This is a genomic window from Cryobacterium sp. PAMC25264 (assembly GCF_019443325.1).
In the GTDB taxonomy this organism is placed as follows: domain Bacteria; phylum Actinomycetota; class Actinomycetes; order Actinomycetales; family Microbacteriaceae; genus Cryobacterium.
In genome coordinates this window covers 3,568,392-3,589,485 of the sequence record NZ_CP080383.1, presented here as the reverse complement: position 1 = coordinate 3,589,485, position 21,094 = coordinate 3,568,392, and the positions used below count along the sequence as shown (strand labels likewise).

General features: G+C 69.3%; 18 protein-coding genes. 8 read left to right on the top strand and 10 right to left on the bottom strand.

Features of this window, described 5'->3' with window-relative positions:
• The first annotated feature begins 96 nt into the window (after positions 1–96).
• The 5 genes from KY500_RS16835 to KY500_RS16815 are packed head-to-tail and all read left to right on the top strand — an operon-like array spanning position 97 to position 4,855.
• On the top strand, positions 97–1,485 hold the full coding sequence (locus KY500_RS16835; RefSeq protein ID WP_219901509.1) for an MFS transporter: 1,389 nt from the start codon (positions 97–99) through the stop codon (positions 1,483–1,485).
• A complete protein-coding gene (locus tag KY500_RS16830) occupies positions 1,485–2,231 on the top strand; it encodes a 3-hydroxybutyrate dehydrogenase (protein ID WP_219901508.1) in 747 nt (248 codons plus the stop codon). The genes KY500_RS16835 and KY500_RS16830 overlap by 1 nt, the downstream gene beginning before the upstream one ends.
• Positions 2,232–2,277: 46 nt before the next feature.
• Entirely contained in the window at positions 2,278–3,018 is a 741-nt protein-coding gene (locus KY500_RS16825) for a CoA transferase subunit A (protein WP_219901507.1), read from the top strand.
• On the top strand, positions 3,015–3,665 hold the full coding sequence (locus KY500_RS16820) for a 3-oxoacid CoA-transferase subunit B (protein ID WP_219901506.1): 651 nt from the start codon (positions 3,015–3,017) through the stop codon (positions 3,663–3,665). The genes KY500_RS16825 and KY500_RS16820 overlap by 4 nt, the downstream gene beginning before the upstream one ends.
• Positions 3,662–4,855 carry an acetyl-CoA acetyltransferase gene (locus tag KY500_RS16815; protein ID WP_219901505.1) on the top strand — a complete coding sequence of 398 codons (1,194 nt, stop codon included), beginning with the start codon at positions 3,662–3,664 and terminating at the stop codon, positions 4,853–4,855. Before KY500_RS16820 ends, KY500_RS16815 begins: the two co-directional genes overlap by 4 nt.
• A 165-nt stretch (positions 4,856–5,020) precedes the next feature.
• Here KY500_RS16815 and KY500_RS16810 read toward each other — a convergent pair whose 3' ends face one another.
• The 9 genes from KY500_RS16810 to pnuC form a co-directional block, all read right to left on the bottom strand.
• A complete protein-coding gene (locus tag KY500_RS16810; protein ID WP_219901504.1) occupies positions 5,021–5,878 on the bottom strand; it encodes an HAD family hydrolase in 858 nt (285 codons plus the stop codon).
• Between the two features lie 273 nt (positions 5,879–6,151).
• Positions 6,152–6,670: a DinB family protein gene (locus KY500_RS16805; protein WP_219901503.1), complete on the bottom strand. Its 519-nt coding sequence runs from the start codon at positions 6,668–6,670 to the stop codon at positions 6,152–6,154.
• Between the two features lie 173 nt (positions 6,671–6,843).
• Positions 6,844–8,223: an AMP-binding protein gene (locus KY500_RS16800; RefSeq protein ID WP_219901502.1), complete on the bottom strand. Its 1,380-nt coding sequence runs from the start codon at positions 8,221–8,223 to the stop codon at positions 6,844–6,846.
• Entirely contained in the window at positions 8,216–9,154 is a 939-nt protein-coding gene (locus KY500_RS16795; RefSeq protein WP_255579494.1) for a hypothetical protein, read from the bottom strand. The genes KY500_RS16800 and KY500_RS16795 overlap by 8 nt, the downstream gene beginning before the upstream one ends.
• Complete coding sequence (locus tag KY500_RS16790; protein ID WP_219901501.1) at positions 9,147–11,150, bottom strand: VWA domain-containing protein; 2,004 nt, start codon at positions 11,148–11,150, stop codon at positions 9,147–9,149. Before KY500_RS16790 ends, KY500_RS16795 begins: the two co-directional genes overlap by 8 nt.
• A complete protein-coding gene (locus tag KY500_RS16785) occupies positions 11,147–11,875 on the bottom strand; it encodes a hypothetical protein (RefSeq protein WP_219901500.1) in 729 nt (242 codons plus the stop codon). The genes KY500_RS16790 and KY500_RS16785 overlap by 4 nt, the downstream gene beginning before the upstream one ends.
• Positions 11,872–13,449 carry a MoxR family ATPase gene (locus KY500_RS16780; protein ID WP_219901499.1) on the bottom strand — a complete coding sequence of 526 codons (1,578 nt, stop codon included), beginning with the start codon at positions 13,447–13,449 and terminating at the stop codon, positions 11,872–11,874. The genes KY500_RS16785 and KY500_RS16780 overlap by 4 nt, the downstream gene beginning before the upstream one ends.
• 9 nt (positions 13,450–13,458) lie before the next feature.
• Complete coding sequence (locus KY500_RS16775; protein ID WP_255579492.1) at positions 13,459–14,559, bottom strand: AAA family ATPase; 1,101 nt, start codon at positions 14,557–14,559, stop codon at positions 13,459–13,461.
• A complete protein-coding gene (gene pnuC, locus KY500_RS16770; RefSeq protein ID WP_219901498.1) occupies positions 14,552–15,193 on the bottom strand; it encodes a nicotinamide riboside transporter PnuC in 642 nt (213 codons plus the stop codon). The genes KY500_RS16775 and pnuC overlap by 8 nt, the downstream gene beginning before the upstream one ends.
• 189 nt (positions 15,194–15,382) lie before the next feature.
• Here pnuC and KY500_RS16765 point away from each other — a divergent pair, with 189 nt between their 5' ends.
• From KY500_RS16765 to KY500_RS16755, 3 genes are all read left to right on the top strand, one after another.
• The gene (locus KY500_RS16765; protein WP_219901497.1) at positions 15,383–16,885 is read left to right on the top strand and encodes an MDR family MFS transporter; all 1,503 of its coding nucleotides are present in this window, start codon (positions 15,383–15,385) and stop codon (positions 16,883–16,885) included.
• Positions 16,886–17,112: 227 nt separating this feature from the next.
• Positions 17,113–17,910 (top strand): HAD family phosphatase, encoded by a 798-nt coding sequence (locus KY500_RS16760; RefSeq protein WP_219901496.1) that lies wholly within the window; start codon positions 17,113–17,115, stop codon positions 17,908–17,910.
• Entirely contained in the window at positions 17,907–20,423 is a 2,517-nt protein-coding gene (locus KY500_RS16755; RefSeq protein WP_219901495.1) for a glycoside hydrolase family 65 protein, read from the top strand. The genes KY500_RS16760 and KY500_RS16755 overlap by 4 nt, the downstream gene beginning before the upstream one ends.
• Before the next feature lie 210 nt (positions 20,424–20,633).
• Here the strand turns inward: KY500_RS16755 and KY500_RS16750 are convergent, their stop codons facing one another.
• The gene (locus tag KY500_RS16750; RefSeq protein ID WP_219901494.1) at positions 20,634–21,068 is read right to left on the bottom strand and encodes a DUF2269 family protein; all 435 of its coding nucleotides are present in this window, start codon (positions 21,066–21,068) and stop codon (positions 20,634–20,636) included.
• Positions 21,069–21,094: the final 26 nt, after the last annotated feature.

Here is a 21,094-nt window from a genome sequence, read left to right as displayed (position 1 = left end):
AGCGGGAATACTCAGGGGAGTCGTTCACCGCCCCCGGCGCAGAACGACGAGCCTTTCCCCCACCCAGTGTCAATGCCGATACTCAAGGAGATCCCCATGAGCGCGAATTCGCGTGTCACCGCCGCCACGAGCGGCCTACCCTCCACCAGCGAAACCTCCGGCCTGAAGAAGGTCGTCGCCGCCTCCATGGTCGGCACCGTCGTCGAGTGGTATGAATTCTTCCTCTACGCCACGGCGGCGAGCCTGGTCTTCGCCACGGTCTTCTTCCCCAACGCGGGCAGCCAGCTCGACGGCATCATCGCCGCGTTCCTCACCTATGCGGTGGGCTTCATCGCCCGGCCGCTCGGCGGCATCGTCTTCGGCCAGATCGGCGACCGGCTCGGTCGAAAGCACACCCTGCAGCTCACCATCGTGCTGGTCGGTGTCGCGACCTTCCTGATGGGCTGCCTGCCCGGCTTCGACACCATCGGCTACTGGGCGCCCGCCCTGCTGGTGGCCCTGCGATTCATCCAGGGCTTCGCGGTAGGCGGGGAGTGGGGCGGCGCCGTGCTGCTCGTGGCCGAGCACAGCCCGAACCAGTCGCGCGGGTTCTGGTCCAGCTGGCCGCAGTCCGCCGTGCCGGTGGGCAACCTGCTCGCCACCCTGGTGCTGCTGACCATGTCCTGGACCCTGCCCGCCGACCAGTTCCTCAGCTGGGGTTGGCGCGTGGCGTTCTGGCTCTCCGCGATCATCGTCGTCGTCGGGTACTACATCCGCACCCACGTCAGCGAGGCGCCGATCTTCCTCGAGGCCCGCGCCCAGGTGGAGGCCGACAAGGCCGCCAACTACGGTGTGCTCGAGGTGGTGCGCAAGTACCCGAAGGGCATCCTCGGCGCCATGGGCCTGCGCTTCGCCGAGAACATCCTGTATTACATCATCGTGAGCTTCTCGATCGTGTACCTGGTCACCGTGCACCAGTACAACACCAGCAGCCTGCTGCTCGCTCTGCTGATCGCCCACGTCGTGCACTTCCTGGTGATCCCGCAGGTCGGCCGACTCTCCGACCGCATCGGTCGCAAGCCCGTCTACCTCGCCGGCGCCGTCCTCGGCTCCACCTGGGCGTTCTTCGCCTTCCCGATGTTCGACACCCAGAACCCTGCGCTGATCGTGCTCGCCATCACCATCGGGCTCTGCTTCCACTCGCTGATGTACGCCGGCCAGCCCGCCATCATGGCCGAGATGTTCCCCACCCGGATGCGCTACTCCGGCGTCTCGCTCGGTTACCAGGTCACCTCGATCCTGGCCGGGTCGATGGCCCCGATCATCGCCACGGCCCTGCTGCAGAAGTACGACTCCTGGCTGCCGGTGGCCTTCTACGTGGCCGCGGCCTGCGCCGTCACGCTGGTGGCCGTGGTGACCCTCAAGGAGACCCGCGGCATCTCCCTGCGCGAGGTCGACAAGGTGGATGCCGAGAAGCACGGTCTGACCCCCGTCGGCAGCCTCTGATGGTCAGCGACCTCTCCGGCCAGAGCGCCCTCATCACCGGCGGCGCCGGCGGCATCGGGGCTGCGTGTGCGGCGGCCCTGGCCGCCCAGGGCGCCCACGTGATCGTCGCCGACCGGGACGCCGAGGCCGCCGAACGAGTGGCCGGCCAGGTGCGCGGCGAGGCCTGGGCCGTCGACCTGCTCGACACCGCGGCACTCGAAACGCTCACGCTGTCCGCCGACATCCTGGTCAACAACGCCGGTTACCAGACCATCAGCCCCCTGGAGAGTTTCGACCCGGCGGAGTTCCGCCGGATGCAGACGCTCATGGTCGAGGTGCCGTTCCTGCTCATCCGGGCCGCCCTGCCGAACATGTACAAGAACGGGCACGGGCGGATCATCAACGTCTCGTCGGTGCACGGGCTGCGTGCCTCCGCCTTCAAGTCGGCGTACGTCACCGCCAAACACGGTCTCGAGGGCCTGTCCAAGGTGACCGCGCTCGAAGGGGGCGAACACGGTGTCACGAGCAACTGCGTGAACCCCGGATATGTGCGCACGCCCCTGCTCGAGAGCCAGATCTCGGCACAGGCCGACGCGCACGGCATCCCCGCCGAAGAGGTGATGCACGAGGTGATCCTGGCCAAGAACGCCATCAAACGGCTCGTCGAACCCGAGGAGGTGGCGGCCCTGGTCGTGTTCCTCGCCTCCCGCGAGGCGGCCATGGTCACCGGCTCGTCGTACCTGATGGACGGCGGCTGGACCGCGTGAGCGGCCCGGCGCATCCACCCCGCACCGTGATCACGAGGAGAACCCGATGACAACACTGCACCTCAGCGCCGCCGAGGCCCTCGCCGGCACCCTCACCGACGGCTGCGTGCTCGCGGTTGGGGGATTCGGCCTCAGCGGAATCCCCGCCGACCTGATCGAAGCCGTGCGCGACTCCGGTGTGGGAGGTCTCACCGTGGTCTCGAACAACATGGGCGTCGATGGCCTGGGCCTCGGCCTGCTGCTCGAAGCCGGCCAGGTGCGAAAGGTCATCGCTTCCTACGTGGGCGAGAACAGGCTCTTCGCCGAGCAGTTCCTCGACGGACGTCTGGAGGTCGAGTTCAGCCCCCAGGGCACCCTCGCCGAGCGGCTGCGGGCCGGGGGCTCTGGCATCCCTGCGTTCTTTACCAAGACCGGGGTCGGCACCCTGGTCGCCGACGGTAAGCCGCACGCCGACTTCGACGGCGAACGCTACGTGCAGGAACGCGCCATCGTCGCCGACGTCTCGCTCGTGCGCGCCCACCGGGCCGACACCGCGGGCAATCTCACCTACCGCTACACCGCCCGCAACTTCAACCCGGTGGTCGCCACCGCCGGCCGGGTCACCATCGCGGAGGCCGAGCACATCGTGCTGGCCGGGGAACTCGATCCAGACAACGTCGTCACCCCCGGCGTCTACGTGCAACGCCTGGTGCCGGCCACGGCCCGCGAGAAGCCGATCGAACAGCGCACGGTGCGCCGGCGCGACACCGCCCGCGCCACAGTCAGCCCCGAAGGAGCATTCCGATGACCTGGACCCGCGACGAGATGGCCGCCATCGCGGCCGCCGAACTGGAAGACGGTGACTACGTCAACCTCGGCATCGGCATCCCCACCCTGGTGGCCAACAACCTCCCGGCCGGGGTGAGCGTGACGCTGCAGAGCGAGAACGGGCTGCTGGGCATGGGCCCGTTCCCGTTCGAGGGCGACGAGGACGCCGACCTCATCAACGCCGGCAAGCAGACCGTCACGGTGCTGCCGGGCGGGTCGGTGTTCGACTCCGCCACCTCGTTCGGCATGATCCGCGGCGGCCACGTCAAGGTCGCCATCCTCGGCGCCATGCAAGTCTCCGGCCGCGGCGACCTGGCCAACTGGACCATCCCCGGCAAGATGGTCAAGGGCATGGGCGGCGCCATGGACCTCGTCGCCGGCACCCCCCGCGTGGTGGTGCTCACCGAGCACGTTGCCCGCGACGGCTCGCCCAAGATCGTCACCGAGTGCACCCTGCCGCTCACCGGGGTGGCCGTGGTCGACCGCATCATCTCCGATCTCGCCGTGTTCGACATCACGGATGTCGGCCTGCAGCTTGTGCGCCTCGCCCCCGGCGTCACCGTGGACCGGCTGCGTGACTGCACCGACGCCGAGTTCACGGATGCTCGGGCTGAGGTGGTCGCATGAGCCTCGCCACCCGCAACGGCCTCAACGTCTTGCTCACCGGCTGGGGACACAGCCGGTTCGGCAAGCTCACCGACGACACTCTCGAGTCCCTCATCGTGCAGGTCACCCGGGAGGCCATCGCGGGTGCAGGCATCGATGCCGCCGAGATCGACGAGGTCTTCCTGGGCCAGTTCAACTCGGCCCTGGTGCCGCTGGCGTTCCCGTCGTCGCTCGTGCTGCAGGCCGACCCGGTGCTGGCGAACGTGCCGGCCACCCGGGTGGAGAACGCCTGCGCGTCAGGGTCCGCCGCGATCCAACAGGGCGTGAAATCGCTGCTGGCCGGCACAGCGAAGACCGTGCTGGTGATCGGCGCGGAGAAGATGACCCACGCCAGCGCCGACCAGGTGGGCGCGGCGCTACTCGGCGCCGACTACGACCTGGCCGGCACCCCATCGAGCACCGGGTTTGCCGGCCTGTTCGCCGTCGTGGCCGATGCCTATGCCCAGCGCTACGGCGCGATCGGCGACGTGCTCGGTTCGATCGCCGCGAAGAACCACCGCAACGGCGTCGCCAACCCGTACGCACAGCTGCGCCGAGACCTCGGCGAGGAGTTCTGTCGCACGGTGTCGGAGAAGAACCCGATCGTGGCCGGGCAACTGCGCCGCACCGACTGCTCTCCGGTCTCCGACGGCGCGGCCGCGGTGATCCTCAGCACGGATGCCCGCCGCAGCGCCGGCGCGGCCACCGACCCGGTGCGCCTGACCGGGTTCGGCCAGGCCAACGACTTCCTGCCGGCGTCCCGGCGCGACCCCACGGCGTTCGCGGCCACCCGGGTCTCGTTCGAACGCGCCCTGGGCATGGCCGGAGTGGGCCTGGCCGACGTGGACTTCGCCGAGTTGCACGACTGCTTCACCATCGCCGAACTCGTGCTTTACGAGGCCATGGGCCTCACCACGGCCGGCCAGGGCCGCCGCGCGATCGAGGAGGGCTGGGTGCAGCCGGGCGGACGCCTGCCGGTGAACCTGTCCGGTGGCCTCAAGGCCAAGGGGCACCCGGTGGGCGCCACCGGAGTGTCGCAGCACGTGGTCTCGGCCATGCAGCTCACCGGCACGGCCGGCGAGATGCAGCTGCCCGGCGCCCGGCGCGCCCTGGTGCAGAACATGGGTGGCGTCGGCGTGGCCAACTACGTCAGCGTGCTCGAGGCCCTCTGACCAGCCTCGGAAACGCCCCGATCGCCGATCGAGGCGGTCTGCGGATCGCGCCCGAACGCTGGTCGAGCTTGTCGACGCCGTCCTGAGCTTGTCGAAGTAGACCCCGCTGGTCTGCTCACCGGGTCTCGACACGCTCGACTGACGGGGTCGAGTTGGAAACGTCCGTCAGATCAGGCCGTGGCGGCGGAACGCATTCCAGACTCCATCGTCGAGAACGCTCGTGGTGACCTCGTCGGCGTGCGCCTTCACGGCATCCGTGGCGTTGCCCATGGCGATGCCCACACCGCAGACCTGCAGCATCTCGATGTCGTTGTTGCTGTCGCCCACACCGATGGCGCGTGAAGCATCCAGGCCGAGCTTGTCGAGCAGCTGCAGAATCGTCGAGCCCTTGTTGACCCCGCCGAGGGTGACCTCTCCGCTGCCCTTGCCCATGTGCGGGATGGTGCCGGTGATCACGTGGAAATCGCCGCTGAGCGCCGCGGTGACCCGGTCGAACGCCGACAGGTCGCCGGCCAGGAAGACCGACTTCGCGATGCCGGTGAAGCTGAGCGGGCGCACATCGGCAAACGCCTTGAGGGCCGGGTGTTCGTGCTCGCCTGTGACCGATTCGAGGTCGGTGCGGGTTTCGCCCCTGCGGTCCTGGTCGTCCTGGAGGTAGCTGGCGAAACGGCTCCGCACGCCGGGGCTCGGGTACAGCTCGGCGAATGCCTGCAGGTAGAAGTCGTAGCCGGACTCCTCGTAGAAGGCGACCATCCGCGCCACGGCCTCTTCGGGCATGGTGCGGCTGATCACGAGTTCGTCGCCGATCTCGGCGAACCCGCCGCCGGCGCTGATCGCACCGTCGAAGCCGATGTCGCGGATCTTGGCGTAGATCTCCACGCTCGCCCGGCCGGTGCAGAGGTACACCAGGTGCCCGTTCGCCCTGGCGGTCTGCACCGCCTCGATGGTGGAGTCTGCGATCACCTCACCCGAGTCGATGAGGGTGCCGTCGACGTCGAGAAACGCGATGCGGGGAGAAATCATGTGGAGCTCCAAACGAGGTGGTCTCCAGGCCAACAGCATCCCGGAGACCACCCAAGGGTGTAGACGTATCCTTCGACGCTAGCGCGTGAGGCTGGCGCCGATATCCATGATGCTCGCGCGTCCCGCGCCCTGTACCGCCTGCGACTGTTCCCCAGACGGACACAAGGTCCCGGCGCACCGGGTGCAGAAGTCCGATCCGGGAACAGACGCCACGTCCGCCCCCGCGGCGCGGCACCATCACCGGCCCGGCCGGCCGTGTCGGGCCGGCGCGGATCAGGCGACGACGTCGTGCAGGTGGTGGGTGGGGTCGTGGACGAAGTACTGGGCCAGCGTGGTCACGGTGAACCGGGCGCCGTCGCTGCGCCGCCCGGTGCGGTCGCGGTCGGCGGCCGGCACCGCGGCGAAGGCGTCAGCAACGGATGCCGCGGCGGCGGCCAGCTCCGCCGCCACGGTGTGTGGGTCCTGCTCGTTGTACCTCTCCGCCACGGCCGTGACGTCCTGATCCCAATTCGCGAACAGCGGGTCGTCCTCGGTGAGCATCAGGCGTAGGCGCAAGGCGAAGATGCGGAACACGTCGCGCACGTGAGCGGCGTACTCCAGCGCCGACCAGGTCGTGTCGTCGGGCCGTACCGCCACATTAGGGCGCTGCAGAACGGGCGCCCAGGCCGCCGCGTTCGCCCGGATGAGGCCGGGAACATCGTCATAGTCCACCTCGGCGGAGGAGAATCCGCACTCGGGGCAGGGGCGCTCGAGCACCCAGGTCCAGTCTTTGGTGTCGGGTGTGATCGGCATGCCTCCAGCGTAGGGATGCCCGCGCCGCCCGGGCGTGCCGACGACTGCCAATACTCGGGTATCTCCTGCCATCCCCGGCGCCCCGGCCGCTCACACAAGGCGCAACTATTACCGATCCGGACAAGTGGCCCCGGCACACCGGGACCAGTTGTCCGCTTCGGGACCAGTTGCGTTCAGGTGGCCGCGGACTCGTAGCGCCGGGGCTTGCCCTCGCCGAGTTCGAGCAGGGTCGCGGCCGCGGTCACCGTCACCGGGCGGTGCAGCAGCAGCCCGAGCGCCGTGCCGATCCGGCCGGGATCGCCGCCCACGACCGTGGCGGTCACCGTGCCGTCGACGGCCTGGCGCACGGCCCATCCGCGCGCCCCGCCGGCCTGCAACTGTTGGGTGAGGTCCACACTGGGGACCAGGGTGCCGTCGCCGGCCAGGAACCGGGTGGCCTCCCGGCCCTCGAGGTCGGCCAGCGCGGGTCGCCCGCCCACCTCGACCAGTCGGCCGAAATCGCCGGTGCGGTAGCGCACCAGGGGAAGCAGCGGGTTCTCCCCCGCCGTCACCACGATCTCACCGCGTTGCCCCGTCGGCGCCGGCCGACCGTCCACGTCGAGGACCTCCACGTGCACTCGACGGTCCAGCACCACGAAGGGTCCGCCGTCGGCACTGGCGGCGATCGGCCGCGTCTCGTGCAGCCCGTAGACGTCGATCACCGGGCAGCCGTAGGCCCGCTCAAGGTCATGGCGGAGGCCCAGGCTCAACGCCATCGCCCCGCTGAAAAGCGCGAGCGGCCGCAAACTGGCCATCAGGTCGGGGTGCAGCAGTTCGGCCAGGCTGGTGGGATTGCCGGTGATCACCTGGGGCTGCTGCGCCAGCAGGAACCCGGTGCGCTGGCCGGCGGCCGGCCACTGTGAGGGATGCAGGTTGAGCCTGGCCATCGTGGACTGGCCGAAGCTGCTGATCGCCGAGGCGTAGGTGAACGCCTGCCGCTGGTGCACCACGTAGGCCAGGGCCATCCGTTCCGGATCAGGCCGCCACTCGATGCCCCGGGCGGCCACGAGTGCCACGAGTAGGTGGAAGGTGCGGGCGACCTCCTCGATGTCGTCGGGGATCTGCAGTGCCCGGCCGGTGGTGCCCGAGCTGGAGCCCTCGATCATGCGATCGAGGTCGGCGTCCAGCGGCACGAACGCGGAGACGTCCTCGAGCAGGTCGTCGCGGGTCACGGTGGGCCAGGTGTCCAAATCGCCGAGGCTGTCGGCAACCCGACGGTAGGCGGGCAAGCGCCGGGCCGTGCTGAGGTGCTCGTCCAGCCAGCCCTCCACGGGCACGGGTGTCTGCGCCCGCTGCACGCCTTGGGCGGTGAGCCTGTCGCCGGTGCGGTGCACCCAGACCGGCGCGAGCGGATGCCGCTGCACGGCGTCGAGACGCGCGGCGCCGGCCGCGTCGAGGGTGGGCCAACGTTCCGCGTCGGTGAGCGCGACCGCGAGGCCGGGGGCGTATTCGGCCAGCGCCAGGGGGTCGTCCGGGTCGGCGGCCGGAGCGCCGGGGCGTGCGCTGCTACTCATTCGAGTACCGGGCGGCGGCTTCCCGAGCCCGCGCCGCCTGGAGGCGACGGGTCACCTCGAGGCGGTGTTCGTGCTCGACGAGGGACTGGGCGAGGGCGGCGTTCTGCTGCAGCGAGTCACGCGTGCTGAGGATCGACCGAGCGGTGGCTTCGTCTTCACCGGCCGGGAGATGCCCGGACCAGAACAGGAACTGGCGGGCCGCCTCGTCGCGCCGGTCGGCGTCGCCGACCCACTCCGCCGGGTCGACCACCGATGCCAGCCGGAAGGCCAGTGCGGCCAGTGCCCGGTCGTGGTGCAACACCGTCAGCGGCACCGACGACGGGCCGTGCAGTTCGTCGCTCGCCCAGAGCCAGAGCACCAGGGCTGCGCCGCGGCGGGCGGCGCTCGATCCGGTGGCACGCACCTGTTCGACGACGGCCAGCACGTCCTGCGCCCGCCGGGAAGCGGCATCGGCTCGCGATCCGCTATATTCCGCTTCCAGAATGTACTCGGCAAGGGGCAGGATCGCCACCCCGTCGCTGAGGAACGCCGCCGGAACCAGCGAGAGCCGCGTGCCGATTTCGGCGGCACTGGGCCCGGGGACACAGTGCCGCCAAGCGACGAGGTCGTCTTCGGCACGCGCAAACCATAGGTCGAGCAGCGCCTCGGCATCGGCTGCGGTGGGGAATCGCCGCGCACCGACCCCATCCGTCTCTCCGGCAGTATCCGTGCCCGTGCCGGGGGCGCGGGAGGGGGCGGGGGCGCGAGAGGGGCGAGCCGTGGCAACAGAGGGCGCTGCGGGAGTCACGGCAGCAGGAGTGGCAGCCGGAACTGCGGGCGTCGGGGCAGGCGTGCTCGATCCGGTCTGTGGGATCGGCACCGGCAGGCCAGGTTCGGTCAGCCCGACCGCCTCCGCGAGCCTCCGCCAGAACGGGACAGGTTGGTCAGCCACGGAATCCTCCTCGAACGGCGTTGGGGCTGCGCGGTGCGCTGGTCGCCAGTCTCCGCGCCAGGCGGGCGCAGGCGTCCGGGGCGTCGTCCATCCGCTCGATGTATTCAACGTCGTAGCCGGCCGCGGCGGCCGGCGCGGCCACCAACCGGCGCGAGTCCTGCAGGATCAGCGTGGCGGTGTCCAGCCCCCTCCGCACCCGTGCCGCCACATCGGCGAACTCAGGCTGGCCGGTGCCGAACATCGAGAGCAGGCCCTCGTCGGAGAGCACCACCACGTGTCGCCGCACCGTCGCACTGGTGCGGCCGAGGCCACGGTAACGGTCCCGATAGAGGTCGAGCGGAAACACTGTGCCGCCGCCGAAGTAGGTGGTGAGATCCCGTAGCGCCTCCAGACGCTCGCGCGTGAACCTCGCGCCGCCTGCCACCTGACCGGCCGCCGAGAACGATGTCACCCGCACCCGGCCGCCGCCGCGCAGCACCGAGAGGATGAGGATGCTGCCGGCCAGGACGGCCGGGGACTCGAGCAGCGGGCTCCGCATCGAGCCCGACGAGTCGATGTACAGGTCGAGGTCGAGGCTCACCGTGGCGACCGGGGGTAGATCGGGAAGGTACTCCCGGTGCACGGTGGTGACCCCGGGCACGATGGTGGGGTTCTGCGCCATCGACGCCGCCCAGTCGAGGTCGGCCAGGTCGTCGCCGAGCTGCCACGATTCCAGCGCCCCGGGAATCTCGGTGCCGGCCGGAGGCGCGGCCGGGGACCTCTGCAGCAGCGGGCGCACGTAACTGCGCGCCCGGGTCTGGTACCAGGCGGCGATCACGGCGTTCGCCCCACTGTCGCGGTAGAGCTCGAGAGTGCGGGCCAGACCGTAGCCCTGATCGTTCGAGTCGACGGATGCGCCCGCTGTCGCGCCCGGCACGGCCGGCCTGATCCCGTCAGCCGCAGTGGACTTCGCGGCCAGGGTGCGGGCCTTGAGCACGGCCGGATGCTCCGGGATGTCCCGGAGGCGAGCGTCCCCCAGCACGGCGACGAGCTCTCCGGCGGTCGCCGGGGTCGCACCGGACTCGCCGTCGCAGAGGCCGGCCCGCCGAACCGGAACCGAACCCCGCTTCGCCCGTCCCTGTGCCCCCGGGTTCGGCGTCACCAGGTACGGTGCCAGCAGCATCCCGAATCGCAGCGCGCCGCTCACGGGATCGTCGCCGAAGGTGCGCACGGTCTCGGCGAGCAGGCCGGCATCAACCCGGGGGTCGGTGAGCGCCAACGCGTCGAACTCGCGTTGCACGTCGTCGGCGGCGTCCTGGGCCTGGAATTCCTGTTCCTGTTCGGCGAGATTGTGTGCTGTCCCGGTGGCCCTGAGCTTGTCCAGCACGATCTTGCGATGCACGGCCGTTGAGTACTGGGCCCTCGCGCGCAGTTTCTCCTGCACAGGGTTGATAGGCGCCAGCGGCGGCTCGGCCGCACAAAGCGAGCCGGCGGCGAGCACCCAGAGGATCTCGTAGGCGCGCAGAATCACCCACCACATCCTGTCGGCAGTGCCCGTGAGCCCCAGAACCGTCCACATCCGCACCATCTCCGGCGGTGTCGCCTGGCCGTCTCGGCGGCGCTGCAACTCGGCCACGCGCACGTTGATGAGCATGTCCGACCACAGATTCGAGAAGTTATGCACCTCGTCCTGCACGTTCGGGATGCGTGCGGCGTCGGTGGCCGTGAAGGCACGCGCCAGCTGGTGCTGAATCTTCAGGCCGATCAGGCGGGTCGAGGGTGAGAGGGCGTGGTGGCCGATCTCGTGCGCGAAGATACTCTCCAGAAACGAGCCGACGCCCATCCGTTCGGCCAGCGGAAGGTCGAAGGTCACCTGGGGCGGGAAGCTGAACCAGGCGAACGACGGGGCCTGGGCGTCGGGCTTGAGTTCCGGGTCGTGCAGCTCGACACCCCACAGTGCCTGGGCGCTCTGCCAGGCCGCCCGCTGGTCGGGACTGAGGGCGGGTGCCTTCCTCATCCGATGGTCTCCGGCACCCGCAGCTGAACCGTGTAGCCGCGGATGCGCAGCACGGCGCCGGTCGCCGAGACCTCAGCGGCGCCGGACTCGACCGTTTCGTGCGGTTCCGAGACGCCCGGCTCGCGCTCGTCGACCGGGAGCCGGACCAACGTGTGGCCGAAGACATCCACGGTGAGCTGCCAGTCCTCCGTGGTGGATCCGTCGGCGCTGGTACGGATCAGGAAGATGCCCGGCCGGTCCGTGGCCGACACGGCCACTGGCGGTGCCAGCCAGGGCCCGAAAAGGCCGCGGAAACCGCCCATCACCGCCAGGAGATCCCCGGGCGCCTGGAGTTCGGGCCAGCCGAATCTGGAGTGCTGCTGGAGGGCGGTGAACGGGGCGACGTCACCCTCGGGGAGGCCGAGTGCAGCGGCGAGGGCCGGCAGGGCGGGGCTGCCGGCGGCCAGGGCCAGGTCGAGCCGGCGGAGCGCATCCGTGCGAAAAGCGGGTGCACCGCACCGCCACGCGGCGAGGGCGGCAAGCGTGAGCACGCCGTCTCGATCGGCGCCGGGGTCGACGGCGAGAGCCTCGGCGACGAAGTGCCGGTATCGGGCTCCGGCCGTCGTGCCGTGCAACGACTCGATCCGGCTGGAGGAGAGGGCGAGATCGACCTCGATGACCTCGGGCAGGGCCGGGTCGGTGACGACCACGTCGTCGTTCACGACGTGGTGGGGGCGCTGGGTCACCCGCCGAACCCCAGCCAGCTGACGTAGTTGGTGTAGCGCTGGTGCAGGTACTTGAGGGCGAGAAGGTCGTCGAAGTGCCGACCGTACAGCTTGCCCTGCTTAGCGATTCCGCTGATCAACGACTCGATTGCGGTGAGCCGTTGGGCGGCCTGCGCGGAGGTGACGCCGTCCAGCCCCTGGTTGAACAGGTCGAGGGCGTCGCTGATCGGGTCGTGGGCTGCCAGCCCGAGGGCGGTGAACTGCCGGCGGGACTCGGCGAAGAGGTCGGCGAGCCAGCTGATCGAGTCCGTGGCCAGCTCCCGGTCGGCGCCCACATCGAAGCGCGGGTGCAGCTCATTCGGCAGCAGCTTGCCGCGCAGCGCGAACGGCAGCACCGCGGCCACGTCGTCCAGGCCCACCACCGGCCGGCCTCGGAAGTAGGCCATGGCCTTTGCGTAGCGGATCAGGGTCTGCAACGACCGCACCGACAGGCTGTTGCTGGTCTGCGAGCCCAGGTCCACCTGCAAGTCGGCGCCGGAATTGGCCTCGATCACCTCGGCCACCTCACCCCCGCCGGTACGCACGGTGTCTTTGGTGCGGTACTCGAACCGGCGGCCGCCGTGCTGCACGAACTCGAAGTGGCTGGCGAAGAACTCCAACTGGCGGCGCACAGCGCCGGGCAGCGGCACGGCACGGATGGCCGCCTCGAGCAGCCGCTGTTCGTCGGCGTCGAAGACGAGCTCGGCGGGCAGGTGGTCCTCTGGCCTCTCGCCGGCCTCGACCCTGGCCACTAGTTCGTCGAAGAAGCGGTTGTTGAAGCCCAAAGCGGCGACGGTCACGTCCATCCGGTCGCGAAGCGCCTGGATCACCGGGAAGGTGCCGCCGCCGGCGTCGTCGTTGGCAGTGAAGAACCAGCTCTCCACCCCGGAGGGCGGCGATGTGGAGCGCATCTGGTCGTGGCTCTCCACGTAGCCCTCCGCCACCATGGTGAGCAGCGCCGACTGGGTCCTGGTGGGGATCCGGTTGTACTCGTCGATGATCTTCACCGGCTGGGTGAGCCAGTCGCGCCAGGCGATCTCGATCTCGGCCAGGCTCCCGGCGCTGACGAGGTCGCGCGGCAGCGGCATGCCCACCAGGTCGGTCACTGTGATCTGCGGCTGGCCCTGCTGCACGTTGCGGCGCACGTCACGGGCGCTCGACCCGGCGAGCACACCCATCAGGATCGCCAGGGTGGTCTTTCCGCGGCCCGGCCCGCCCACGAGCAGGCACTTGCCGCCCACCGCGAAGGTCAGCAGCGGCAGCAGCACGTTCGAGGAGTAGGACTGGTCGGTGGGCAGGTGCAGTTCGGCACCGGCATCGCCGAGCGCGAAGCTCACGGGTGAGCCGGTGGAGAACTCGACGTCGTAGAACGGGGAGATCACGGCGCTGTTCACCAGCCAGAAGTACGCCTGCCGCAGCTTCTCGTCCAGCGCGGTGTCGGCCACCGCCGGCGCCTCGGTGAACAGGTCCTCTGCGGTCAGCTCCTCCGCCAGAGCGGCACCGTCAGTACGTGTCGGTGATGCGGATACCTTGGTCCAACGATTCCCCTGCCCCATGACGGCAGCCTACCGGGCAGGTTCGGCAACACCGTGGGCGGCGTCGGCGTCGAGCGCGGCCTGCTGCTCGAGCGGCAGCGCGAACATGAACGCGCCAGCGAGCATCCGGTCGATGGCGACGGATGCCTGCGCGACCCGGTGGCACACCGACCCGGTGGTCTCGAGCCACGGCACCGGTTGCCCGGCCAGAGCCTCGCGAAACCGCTGCTGCATGCCGTGCCGGATGTGCTCGCCGTCGCGCATGCCGTCTTGCACGAACGGGATCTCGTCGCCCGTGAGGATGTACAGCGCGGGCGGATGCGCCGTGGCCCGCGCCGCAAGCGCGGCCGGTATCGGCCCCACGTAGCGCTCGTGCCAGAGCGTGGTGGCCAGCACGTCGGTGTCGCAGATCAGCAACGGGCGCGGAACCCGGCGCCTGGAGGCGTCTTCGAGTGCGATTTGCCGGTCCACGATGAGGTCGAATTCGTCGCTGCGCCAGGGTGTGTCGAGGCCGCCGGTCCGCGTTCCGCTGTGCTCGCGGCCGTACTCCGGTACCCAGGCGGTGTCGTAGTGCGCGGCAAGGGCCGCGGCGAGGGTGGTGGAGCCGGTGGATTCGGCGCCGAGCACCACAACCCGCGGGGTCAGCCAGGCGCGCACGGCTGGAGCCAGCGCCCACCAGTGCCCGGGCACATCCGCCCGGATCGCGGTGCCGGAGACCGGGGTGTGCCGGCGGCCGGGGTCGACCTGCACCCACCGGGCGTCCAGGCGTGCGGCGAGTTCGGCACCGTACGGGTCGCTGGAGAACACGGCGTCGACCGGGGAGTCGAGCAGCGCCCGGATCGGCACCATATGCTCCTCCCAGGCATCGGGGGAGTCGAAGTCGACCGGGGCGTCGTCGATGGCGCTCACGATGCGGGCGGTGGGGTGTTCCTCGCGCAGCCATTCCTCGCGCACGCTGAGCGGAATGGACTCCTGGCTGGCCCCGAGAAGCTGCACGGTGACCCGGTTGCAGCGGGTGAGCGCCGTGCGAATCAGGCTCGAGTGCCCGGCGTGCAGCGGGTAGAACTTGCCGAGCACGAGGCCGTGGCGGAACCGGGTCGCGTCAGCCGGGCCCGCCCCCACGTCAGACACTTGTCGTGCCGGCAGCAACGGGCTGGCGGTCAGCGACGCCGGCCGCCGGTGGCCGGGCCTGCTCTGCGCGGGCACGCAGCCAGCCGCGCAGACCCCAGGCGCACAGGCCGATGAACAACAGGTACAGAGCCGCGGTGATGTTCAGTCCCTTGACGAGGAACAGCCCGACATACGCCACGTCCACAGCGATCCAGACGAACCAGTTCTCCAGCCAACGCCGGTTGAGCATGTACTGCGCCACCAGGCTCACGGACGTGGTCGCGGCGTCCGCGATCTCGGTGGTGGAGTCCGTGTACGAGTGCAGGACGAGGGCGATGATCGCGGTGCCGACCACCGCGACCAGCACCAGCGGAAGGATGCTGCGGCGCGGCATCCGCGTGATCAGCGCGCGGTCGTCGGCCGCGCGGTGCCGGGACCAGCCGTACCAGCCCGTCACACCGAGCAGCAGGTAGACGATCTGCAGACCGAGGTCGGCGTAGAGCGCGGCGCCGAAGAACAGCACGATGAAGACCAGATTGTTGGCAATGCCGACTGGAAACGTCCACATGTTGCGGCGCGCGGCCAAAAACACGCAGGCAGCCCCGGTGGCGAATCCCAGCACCTCGGTCCAATTGTTTGCCAGCCAGTCCCCCATGCTCTCAGTCTAAAAGACGCGACGACACGGCCATCCGCCGGCACTGGCCCCATCTGTGGCCGCTGCGGACAAGTGGCCCCGGCACACCGGGCGCATTTGTCCGATTCGGGAACATAACCGGCGCATTCTGGTTGAAACATGGGTACCTCATACTGAGGTCGCACCAGTGCCCGTTTCGTTAGGACCCCGATGACCGACTCCAGTGTCGCCACCAGCACCGCCCCCACCAGCACATCTCCCGTCAGCACCGGCAATGCCCCGGATGCCGCGGGCACCAAGCTCGTCATCTCGCTGCTGCTGGTGTCAGCCTTCGTCGTCATCCTCAACGAAACCATCATGGGTGTGGCGCTGCCGCACCTCATGAAGGACCTCAACATCACGGCCAGCGCCGCCCAGTGGCTGACCACCGCGTTCATGCTCACCATGGCCGTCGTCATCCCCATCACGGGCTTCCTGCTGCAGCGGTTCAACACCCGTCCGGTGTTCCTCGCCGCGATGACCCTGTTCAGCACCGGCACCCTCATCGCCGCGATCGCCCCGGGCTTCGAGGTGCTCATCGTGGGCCGCGTGGTGCAGGCCATGGGCACCGCGATCATGATGCCGCTGCTGATGACCACCGTGATGACCCTGGTGGCGCCCGCCGCCCGCGGCAAGACCATGGGCAACATCTCCATTGTCATCTCGGTCGCCCCGGCCATCGGCCCCACCATCTCCGGCCTGATCCTCAGCGTGCTCGACTGGCGCTGGATGTTCATCCTCGTGCTGCCCATCGCGCTCGGCTCGCTCGCCCTCGGCGCCGCCCGTATCAAGAACGTGACCACTCCCACCAAGGTGCCGCTCGACGTGGTCTCGGTGATCCTCTCCGCGTTCGGTTTCGGCGGCTTGGTTTACGGGCTGAGCAACCTCGGCGAATCCGCCACCGGCAGTGCAGCAGCCGGCCTGGTACCGCTGGGCATCGGTCTCGTGGCGATCGCCCTGTTCGTCTGGCGCCAGGTCGCCCTGCAGAGAACCGACCGGGCCCTGCTCGACCTGCGCACCTTCACGTCGCGCACCTTCACCTTCGCCATCGTCATGCTCGCGGTGAGCATGATGGCCCTGTTCGGCACGCTCATCCTGCTGCCCATCTACATGCAGACCGTGCTGGGCCTGGATGCGCTCACCACCGGCCTGCTGCTGCTTCCTGGCGGTCTCACCATGGGTCTGCTCGCCCCCTTCGTCGGCCGGTTCTACGACCGGTTTGGCCCCACCGTTCTTCTGGTCCCGGGCTCGATCATCGTCAGCGGCGCGTTCTGGTTCCTCACCATGCTCACCGCGGGCACCCCGTTCTGGTACGTACTTGTTGCCCACGTGGCGCTGAGCTTCGGCCTGGCGTTCCTGTTCACCCCGCTGTTCACCTCCGGGCTGGCCTCGCTCAAGCCCAAGCTGTACTCACACGGCAGCGCCGTCGTCGGTACCGCCCAGCAGTTGGCCGGTGCGGCCGGAACGGCCCTGTTCGTCACGGTGATGTCCTCGACGGCGGCAACCCAGATCGCCAACGGGGCCGGCGAGGTCGCCGCCACCGCGGCGGGCACCCAGAGCGCGTTCCTCTACGGCGCGATCATCTCGCTCTTCGCGATTCCGCTGGCCTTCTTCATCCGCAAGCCGGCCGTCTCCGTCAGCGACCCGCACACGCCCGCCCCGATGGCGCACTGACCGGGCCGGCAAAACTGGGAGCCGTCACACCCAATGGCAACAGAACGTTAACACGGAGACGACACCTGCGACGGGTCGAAGTTCTAGGATCGATGTGCACCCACGATGGCCGCCGATCCGGCCGTTGGTGTGCCCGCGGAGAATTTCGTGATCCGCGGGGCAAGTGACAAGCTCGACTACCCGGTTTTAGCCACCTTATTATAGCAACTACCAAGCAGGGCACCATATTGACTTCCCCCCACTCCCCCCTTACGCCCGCTGAGACCCGCGACCGGGTTCTCAGCGCGCGCGGCGTCTTGTTCGACCTCGACGGCGTGCTCACTCCCACGGCAGAGGTGCACATGAGTGCCTGGTCGCGGTTGTTCACGCCGTTCCTTGCCGGACACGACGTGAAGCCGTACACCGACGCCGACTACTTCGCCTACATCGACGGCAAACCCCGGTACGACGGCGTCCGGTCCCTTCTGGCGTCGCGCGGACTGTCACTGCCCGACGGCCAGCCCACGGATGCGCCGGAGCAGGAAACCGTCTGCGGGCTCGGCAACCGCAAGAACAAGGCCTTCAACGAGACCCTCGCCGAAGACGGCGTCAGCCCGTACCCCGGCTCGCTCCGGTTCCTCGACGCCGTGGTCGCGGCGGGCCTTGAGGTCGCCGTCGTCACCAGTTCGCTGAACGGTGAGATGGTGCTCACGGCCGCGGGCCTCCGCGACCGGTTCGAGATCGTCGTGGACGGGGTGCGCGCCCGCGCCGAGAACCTCGCCGGCAAGCCCGCGCACGACACCTATGCGTTCGCCGCCGGGCTGCTCGGCCTCACGGCGGCCGAGTGCGTCGTCGTCGAAGATGCCGAATCCGGCATCCAGTCCGGCCGAGCCGGCGACTTCGGTCTCGTCCTCGGCGTCGACCGCGGCGTCGGCCCTCAGGTTCTGCTCGAGGCCGGAGCCGACACCGTCGTCGCCGACCTGTCCGAGTTGCTGCCCCTGATCGGCAGCACCATCCCCTCGACCGGAAGCGGAGTCCACGTATGACCATCGATGCCGCCATCCAGGAACTCACCGACCCGCTCGACCGCAGCCGGTTCCCGCTCGACGAGTGGGCACTGGTGGAGACCGACTTCTCCGGCGACGACATGGGCCGCACCGAGACGCTGTTCGCCGTCGGCAACGGCTACCTCGGACTTCGCGGCAACGTCGACGAGGGCCGCGACGGCCACGTGCACGGAACATTCATCAACGGGTTCCACGAGACCTGGCCCATCCGGCACGCCGAAGAGGCATTCGGCTTCGCCCGGGTCGGCCAGACCATCGTCAACGCCCCGGATGCGAAGATCATCCGCATCTACGTCGACGACGAACCCCTCGTGCTCACCCTCGCCGAGCTGCTCAGCTACGAGCGCCGACTGGACTTCGCCGACGGCATCCTGTCGCGCTCGTTGGTCTGGCGCACGCCGTCGGGCAAGCAGGTGCTCATCCGCTCGCGCCGCCTGGTCTCGTTCACCGAACGCCACCTGGCCGTGCTCGAATACGAGGTGACCATGCTCGACGCCGACGCGTCGGTCGTCATCTCCAGCCAGACACTCAACCGGCAGGACGGCATCGGCGAGTACGACCGGCCCAAGTCCGGGTCGGCCAATGACTGGGACCCCCGCCGCGCCGAGTCCTTCACCGAGCGGGTGCTGCAGCCCCGGTTCAAGCGTGCCAACAACGGCCGCTACATCCTCGGCTTCCGCTGCACGAATTCGGGTATGACGGTCGCCACGGCTTCCGACCACTCGATCGACACCATCAACGACTTCGACGAGTCCTCACAACTCGGTGACGACCTCGCCAAGCACGTGTACAAGGTCAAGGCCAAGATGGGCAACCCCATCCGCATCACCAAGCTGCTCAGCTACCACACCTCCGCCGGGGTGCCCACGCACGAGCTCGCCGACCGGTGCGACCGCACTCTCGACCGCGCCAAGGAGACCGGCGTCGCCGCGATCATCCAGGAACAGCGCGACTGGCTCGACGCGTTCTGGGCTCGCACGGATGTCGAACTGCCCGGTCAGCCGGCCCTGCAGCAGGCCACCCGGTGGAACTTCTTCCAACTGGCCCAGGCGTCCATGCGCGCCGACGGCCAGGGCGTCTCGGCGAAGGGGGTGTCCGGTTCCGGCTACGGCGGCCACTACTTCTGGGACACCGAGATCTACGTTCTGCCGTTCCTCACCTACACGTCGCCGAACGCGGCCCGGAACGCCCTGCGGTTCCGGCACGGCCTGCTCGACCACGCCCGCGCCCGTGCCACCGAGCTCAACCAGCTCGGCGCGCTGTTCCCGTGGCGCACCATCAATGGTCTCGAGTCCAGCGCGTACTACGCGGCCGGCACGGCGCAGTACCACATCGACGCCGACATCTCCTATGCGCTCAGCCAGTACGTGGCGGCCACCGGTGACGAGGACTTCCTCGCCCGCGAGGCCATCGACATCCTGGTGGAGACCGCGCGGATGTGGGCCGACCTGGGCTTCTGGCGCGGCAACGGCAACGACGTGTTCCACATCCACGGCGTCACCGGACCCGACGAGTACACCACCGTCGTCAACGACAACCTGTACACGAACATCATGGCGCGCTCTAACCTACGCGCCGCGGTGAAGAGCGTGCGCCGGCTGTACTCGGTCGACCGGGCGGCATTCGACTCCATGTGCGCCCGGCTGAAGCTGGACGAGGCCGAGGTGATGGAATGGTCCTTCGCCGCGGAGGCCATGCACATCCCGTTCGACCGCAACCTCGGTATCCACCCGCAGGACGCCCAGTTCCTGGAGAAGGAACGCTGGGACCTCGCCGCCACGCCGCCGGAGAACCGGCCGCTGCTGCTGCATTACCACCCGCTGGTGATCTACCGTTTCCAGGTTCTCAAGCAGGCCGACGTGGTGCTGGCGTTGCTCCTGCAGGGCGACCAGTTCACCTCCGAGGAGAAACGGGCCGACTTCGACTACTACGACCCGCTGACCACGGGTGACTCCACGCTGTCGGACGTCGTGCAGTCGATCATCGCCGCCGAGGTGGGCTACCACGAGCTCGCGCTCAAGTACTTCACCTCCGGGCTGTTCGTCGACCTCGCCGATCTGCACCACAATGCGGCCGACGGCGTGCACGTCGCATCCGCCGGTGGCGTGTGGAGCGCGTTGGTGATGGGTTTCGGAGGGCTCCGCGATCACAGCGGGCGCATCACCCTCGACCCGCGCCTGCCCGAGGACTGGGACGAGCTGATCTTCCGGGTCACGCTCAAGGGCACCCGCCTGCGCGTCGCGGTCTCACAGACCAGCGTGCACCTCAGTATCGAGGAGGGCACGGAGGCCCGGCTCACCGTGCGCGGCCTGCAGGTCGTCGTCACGGCCGGCACTCCCGAGACGATCCCGCTGTCGCACCAGGGCGCACGCGACCCCGGTGCACCCACGGTGGCGCTCATCGAGGGCAACCGTCGCGCCGACGGCACCGTGATCACATCGTCGATCCCCACGATCGCGCACATCACCGAGCAGATGCCCAAGCTCGACTAGCGTTCGTACCGGCCAGGGCCGCGCCTTCCCCACTGCGTCAGCAGTGGGCGGATGCGCGGCCCTCCGTCGTTCCCCCGCCTCCCGCAGCGCCCAGCAAAAACTGGTCCCCGTGCGGACTTCTGCGTCCAGTGCGCCAGGCGCAAAAGTCCGCTTCGGCAACAGTTGGCTCCGCCTGCGCGCCTGACGCACGACGCGGCCCGAGGGGTCGGCCTACGGCTTCCAGACCATGAGCACGGTCACGGCGACCAGCAGCAGGGTCACGATGCCGGAACCGGCCGCGATGCGCGGGTAGCCGGCCACCCGGGCGGTGCCCGACGGGTTTGCCGTAACCTCCTCGGCCGAGGCGCGCAGCGCCGGAACCACCAGGAACAGGTTGATCGCCAGCGCGAGCGCGTAGAGCACGATCGAGAGCCAGATCCAGGTCGAGGCGAAGGAAGCCCGGTCGCTCATGCCCAGGGCGCCGAACCCGAATAGCGCCACGACCAACGACAGCAGCGTGAAGATGTTCACCGACTTCGCCAGCACCGTGATCTGTCCGGCCTCCCGCGCGCGCAGGGCACGCAGCCCCGTCATCGGCAGGATGGCCATCGGTCCGATGATGAAGACGGCGGCAACGATGTGCAGAATCTCAATCAAAGTGTCCATGTGCTCACCCTAGAACGGATGCGCCG

Coding starts and splice junctions, on each gene's coding strand:
- KY500_RS16835 (WP_219901509.1), top strand. CDS start 97: ATGAGCGCGAATTCGCGTGTCACCGCCGCCACGAGCGGCCTACCCTCC.
- KY500_RS16830 (WP_219901508.1), top strand. CDS start 1,485: ATGGTCAGCGACCTCTCCGGCCAGAGCGCCCTCATCACCGGCGGCGCC.
- KY500_RS16825 (WP_219901507.1), top strand. CDS start 2,278: ATGACAACACTGCACCTCAGCGCCGCCGAGGCCCTCGCCGGCACCCTC.
- KY500_RS16820 (WP_219901506.1), top strand. CDS start 3,015: ATGACCTGGACCCGCGACGAGATGGCCGCCATCGCGGCCGCCGAACTG.
- KY500_RS16815 (WP_219901505.1), top strand. CDS start 3,662: ATGAGCCTCGCCACCCGCAACGGCCTCAACGTCTTGCTCACCGGCTGG.
- KY500_RS16810 (WP_219901504.1), bottom strand. CDS start 5,878: ATGATTTCTCCCCGCATCGCGTTTCTCGACGTCGACGGCACCCTCATC.
- KY500_RS16805 (WP_219901503.1), bottom strand. CDS start 6,670: ATGCCGATCACACCCGACACCAAAGACTGGACCTGGGTGCTCGAGCGC.
- KY500_RS16800 (WP_219901502.1), bottom strand. CDS start 8,223: ATGAGTAGCAGCGCACGCCCCGGCGCTCCGGCCGCCGACCCGGACGAC.
- KY500_RS16790 (WP_219901501.1), bottom strand. CDS start 11,150: ATGAGGAAGGCACCCGCCCTCAGTCCCGACCAGCGGGCGGCCTGGCAG.
- KY500_RS16780 (WP_219901499.1), bottom strand. CDS start 13,449: ATGGGGCAGGGGAATCGTTGGACCAAGGTATCCGCATCACCGACACGT.
- pnuC (WP_219901498.1), bottom strand. CDS start 15,193: ATGGGGGACTGGCTGGCAAACAATTGGACCGAGGTGCTGGGATTCGCC.
- KY500_RS16765 (WP_219901497.1), top strand. CDS start 15,383: ATGACCGACTCCAGTGTCGCCACCAGCACCGCCCCCACCAGCACATCT.
- KY500_RS16755 (WP_219901495.1), top strand. CDS start 17,907: ATGACCATCGATGCCGCCATCCAGGAACTCACCGACCCGCTCGACCGC.
- KY500_RS16750 (WP_219901494.1), bottom strand. CDS start 21,068: ATGGACACTTTGATTGAGATTCTGCACATCGTTGCCGCCGTCTTCATC.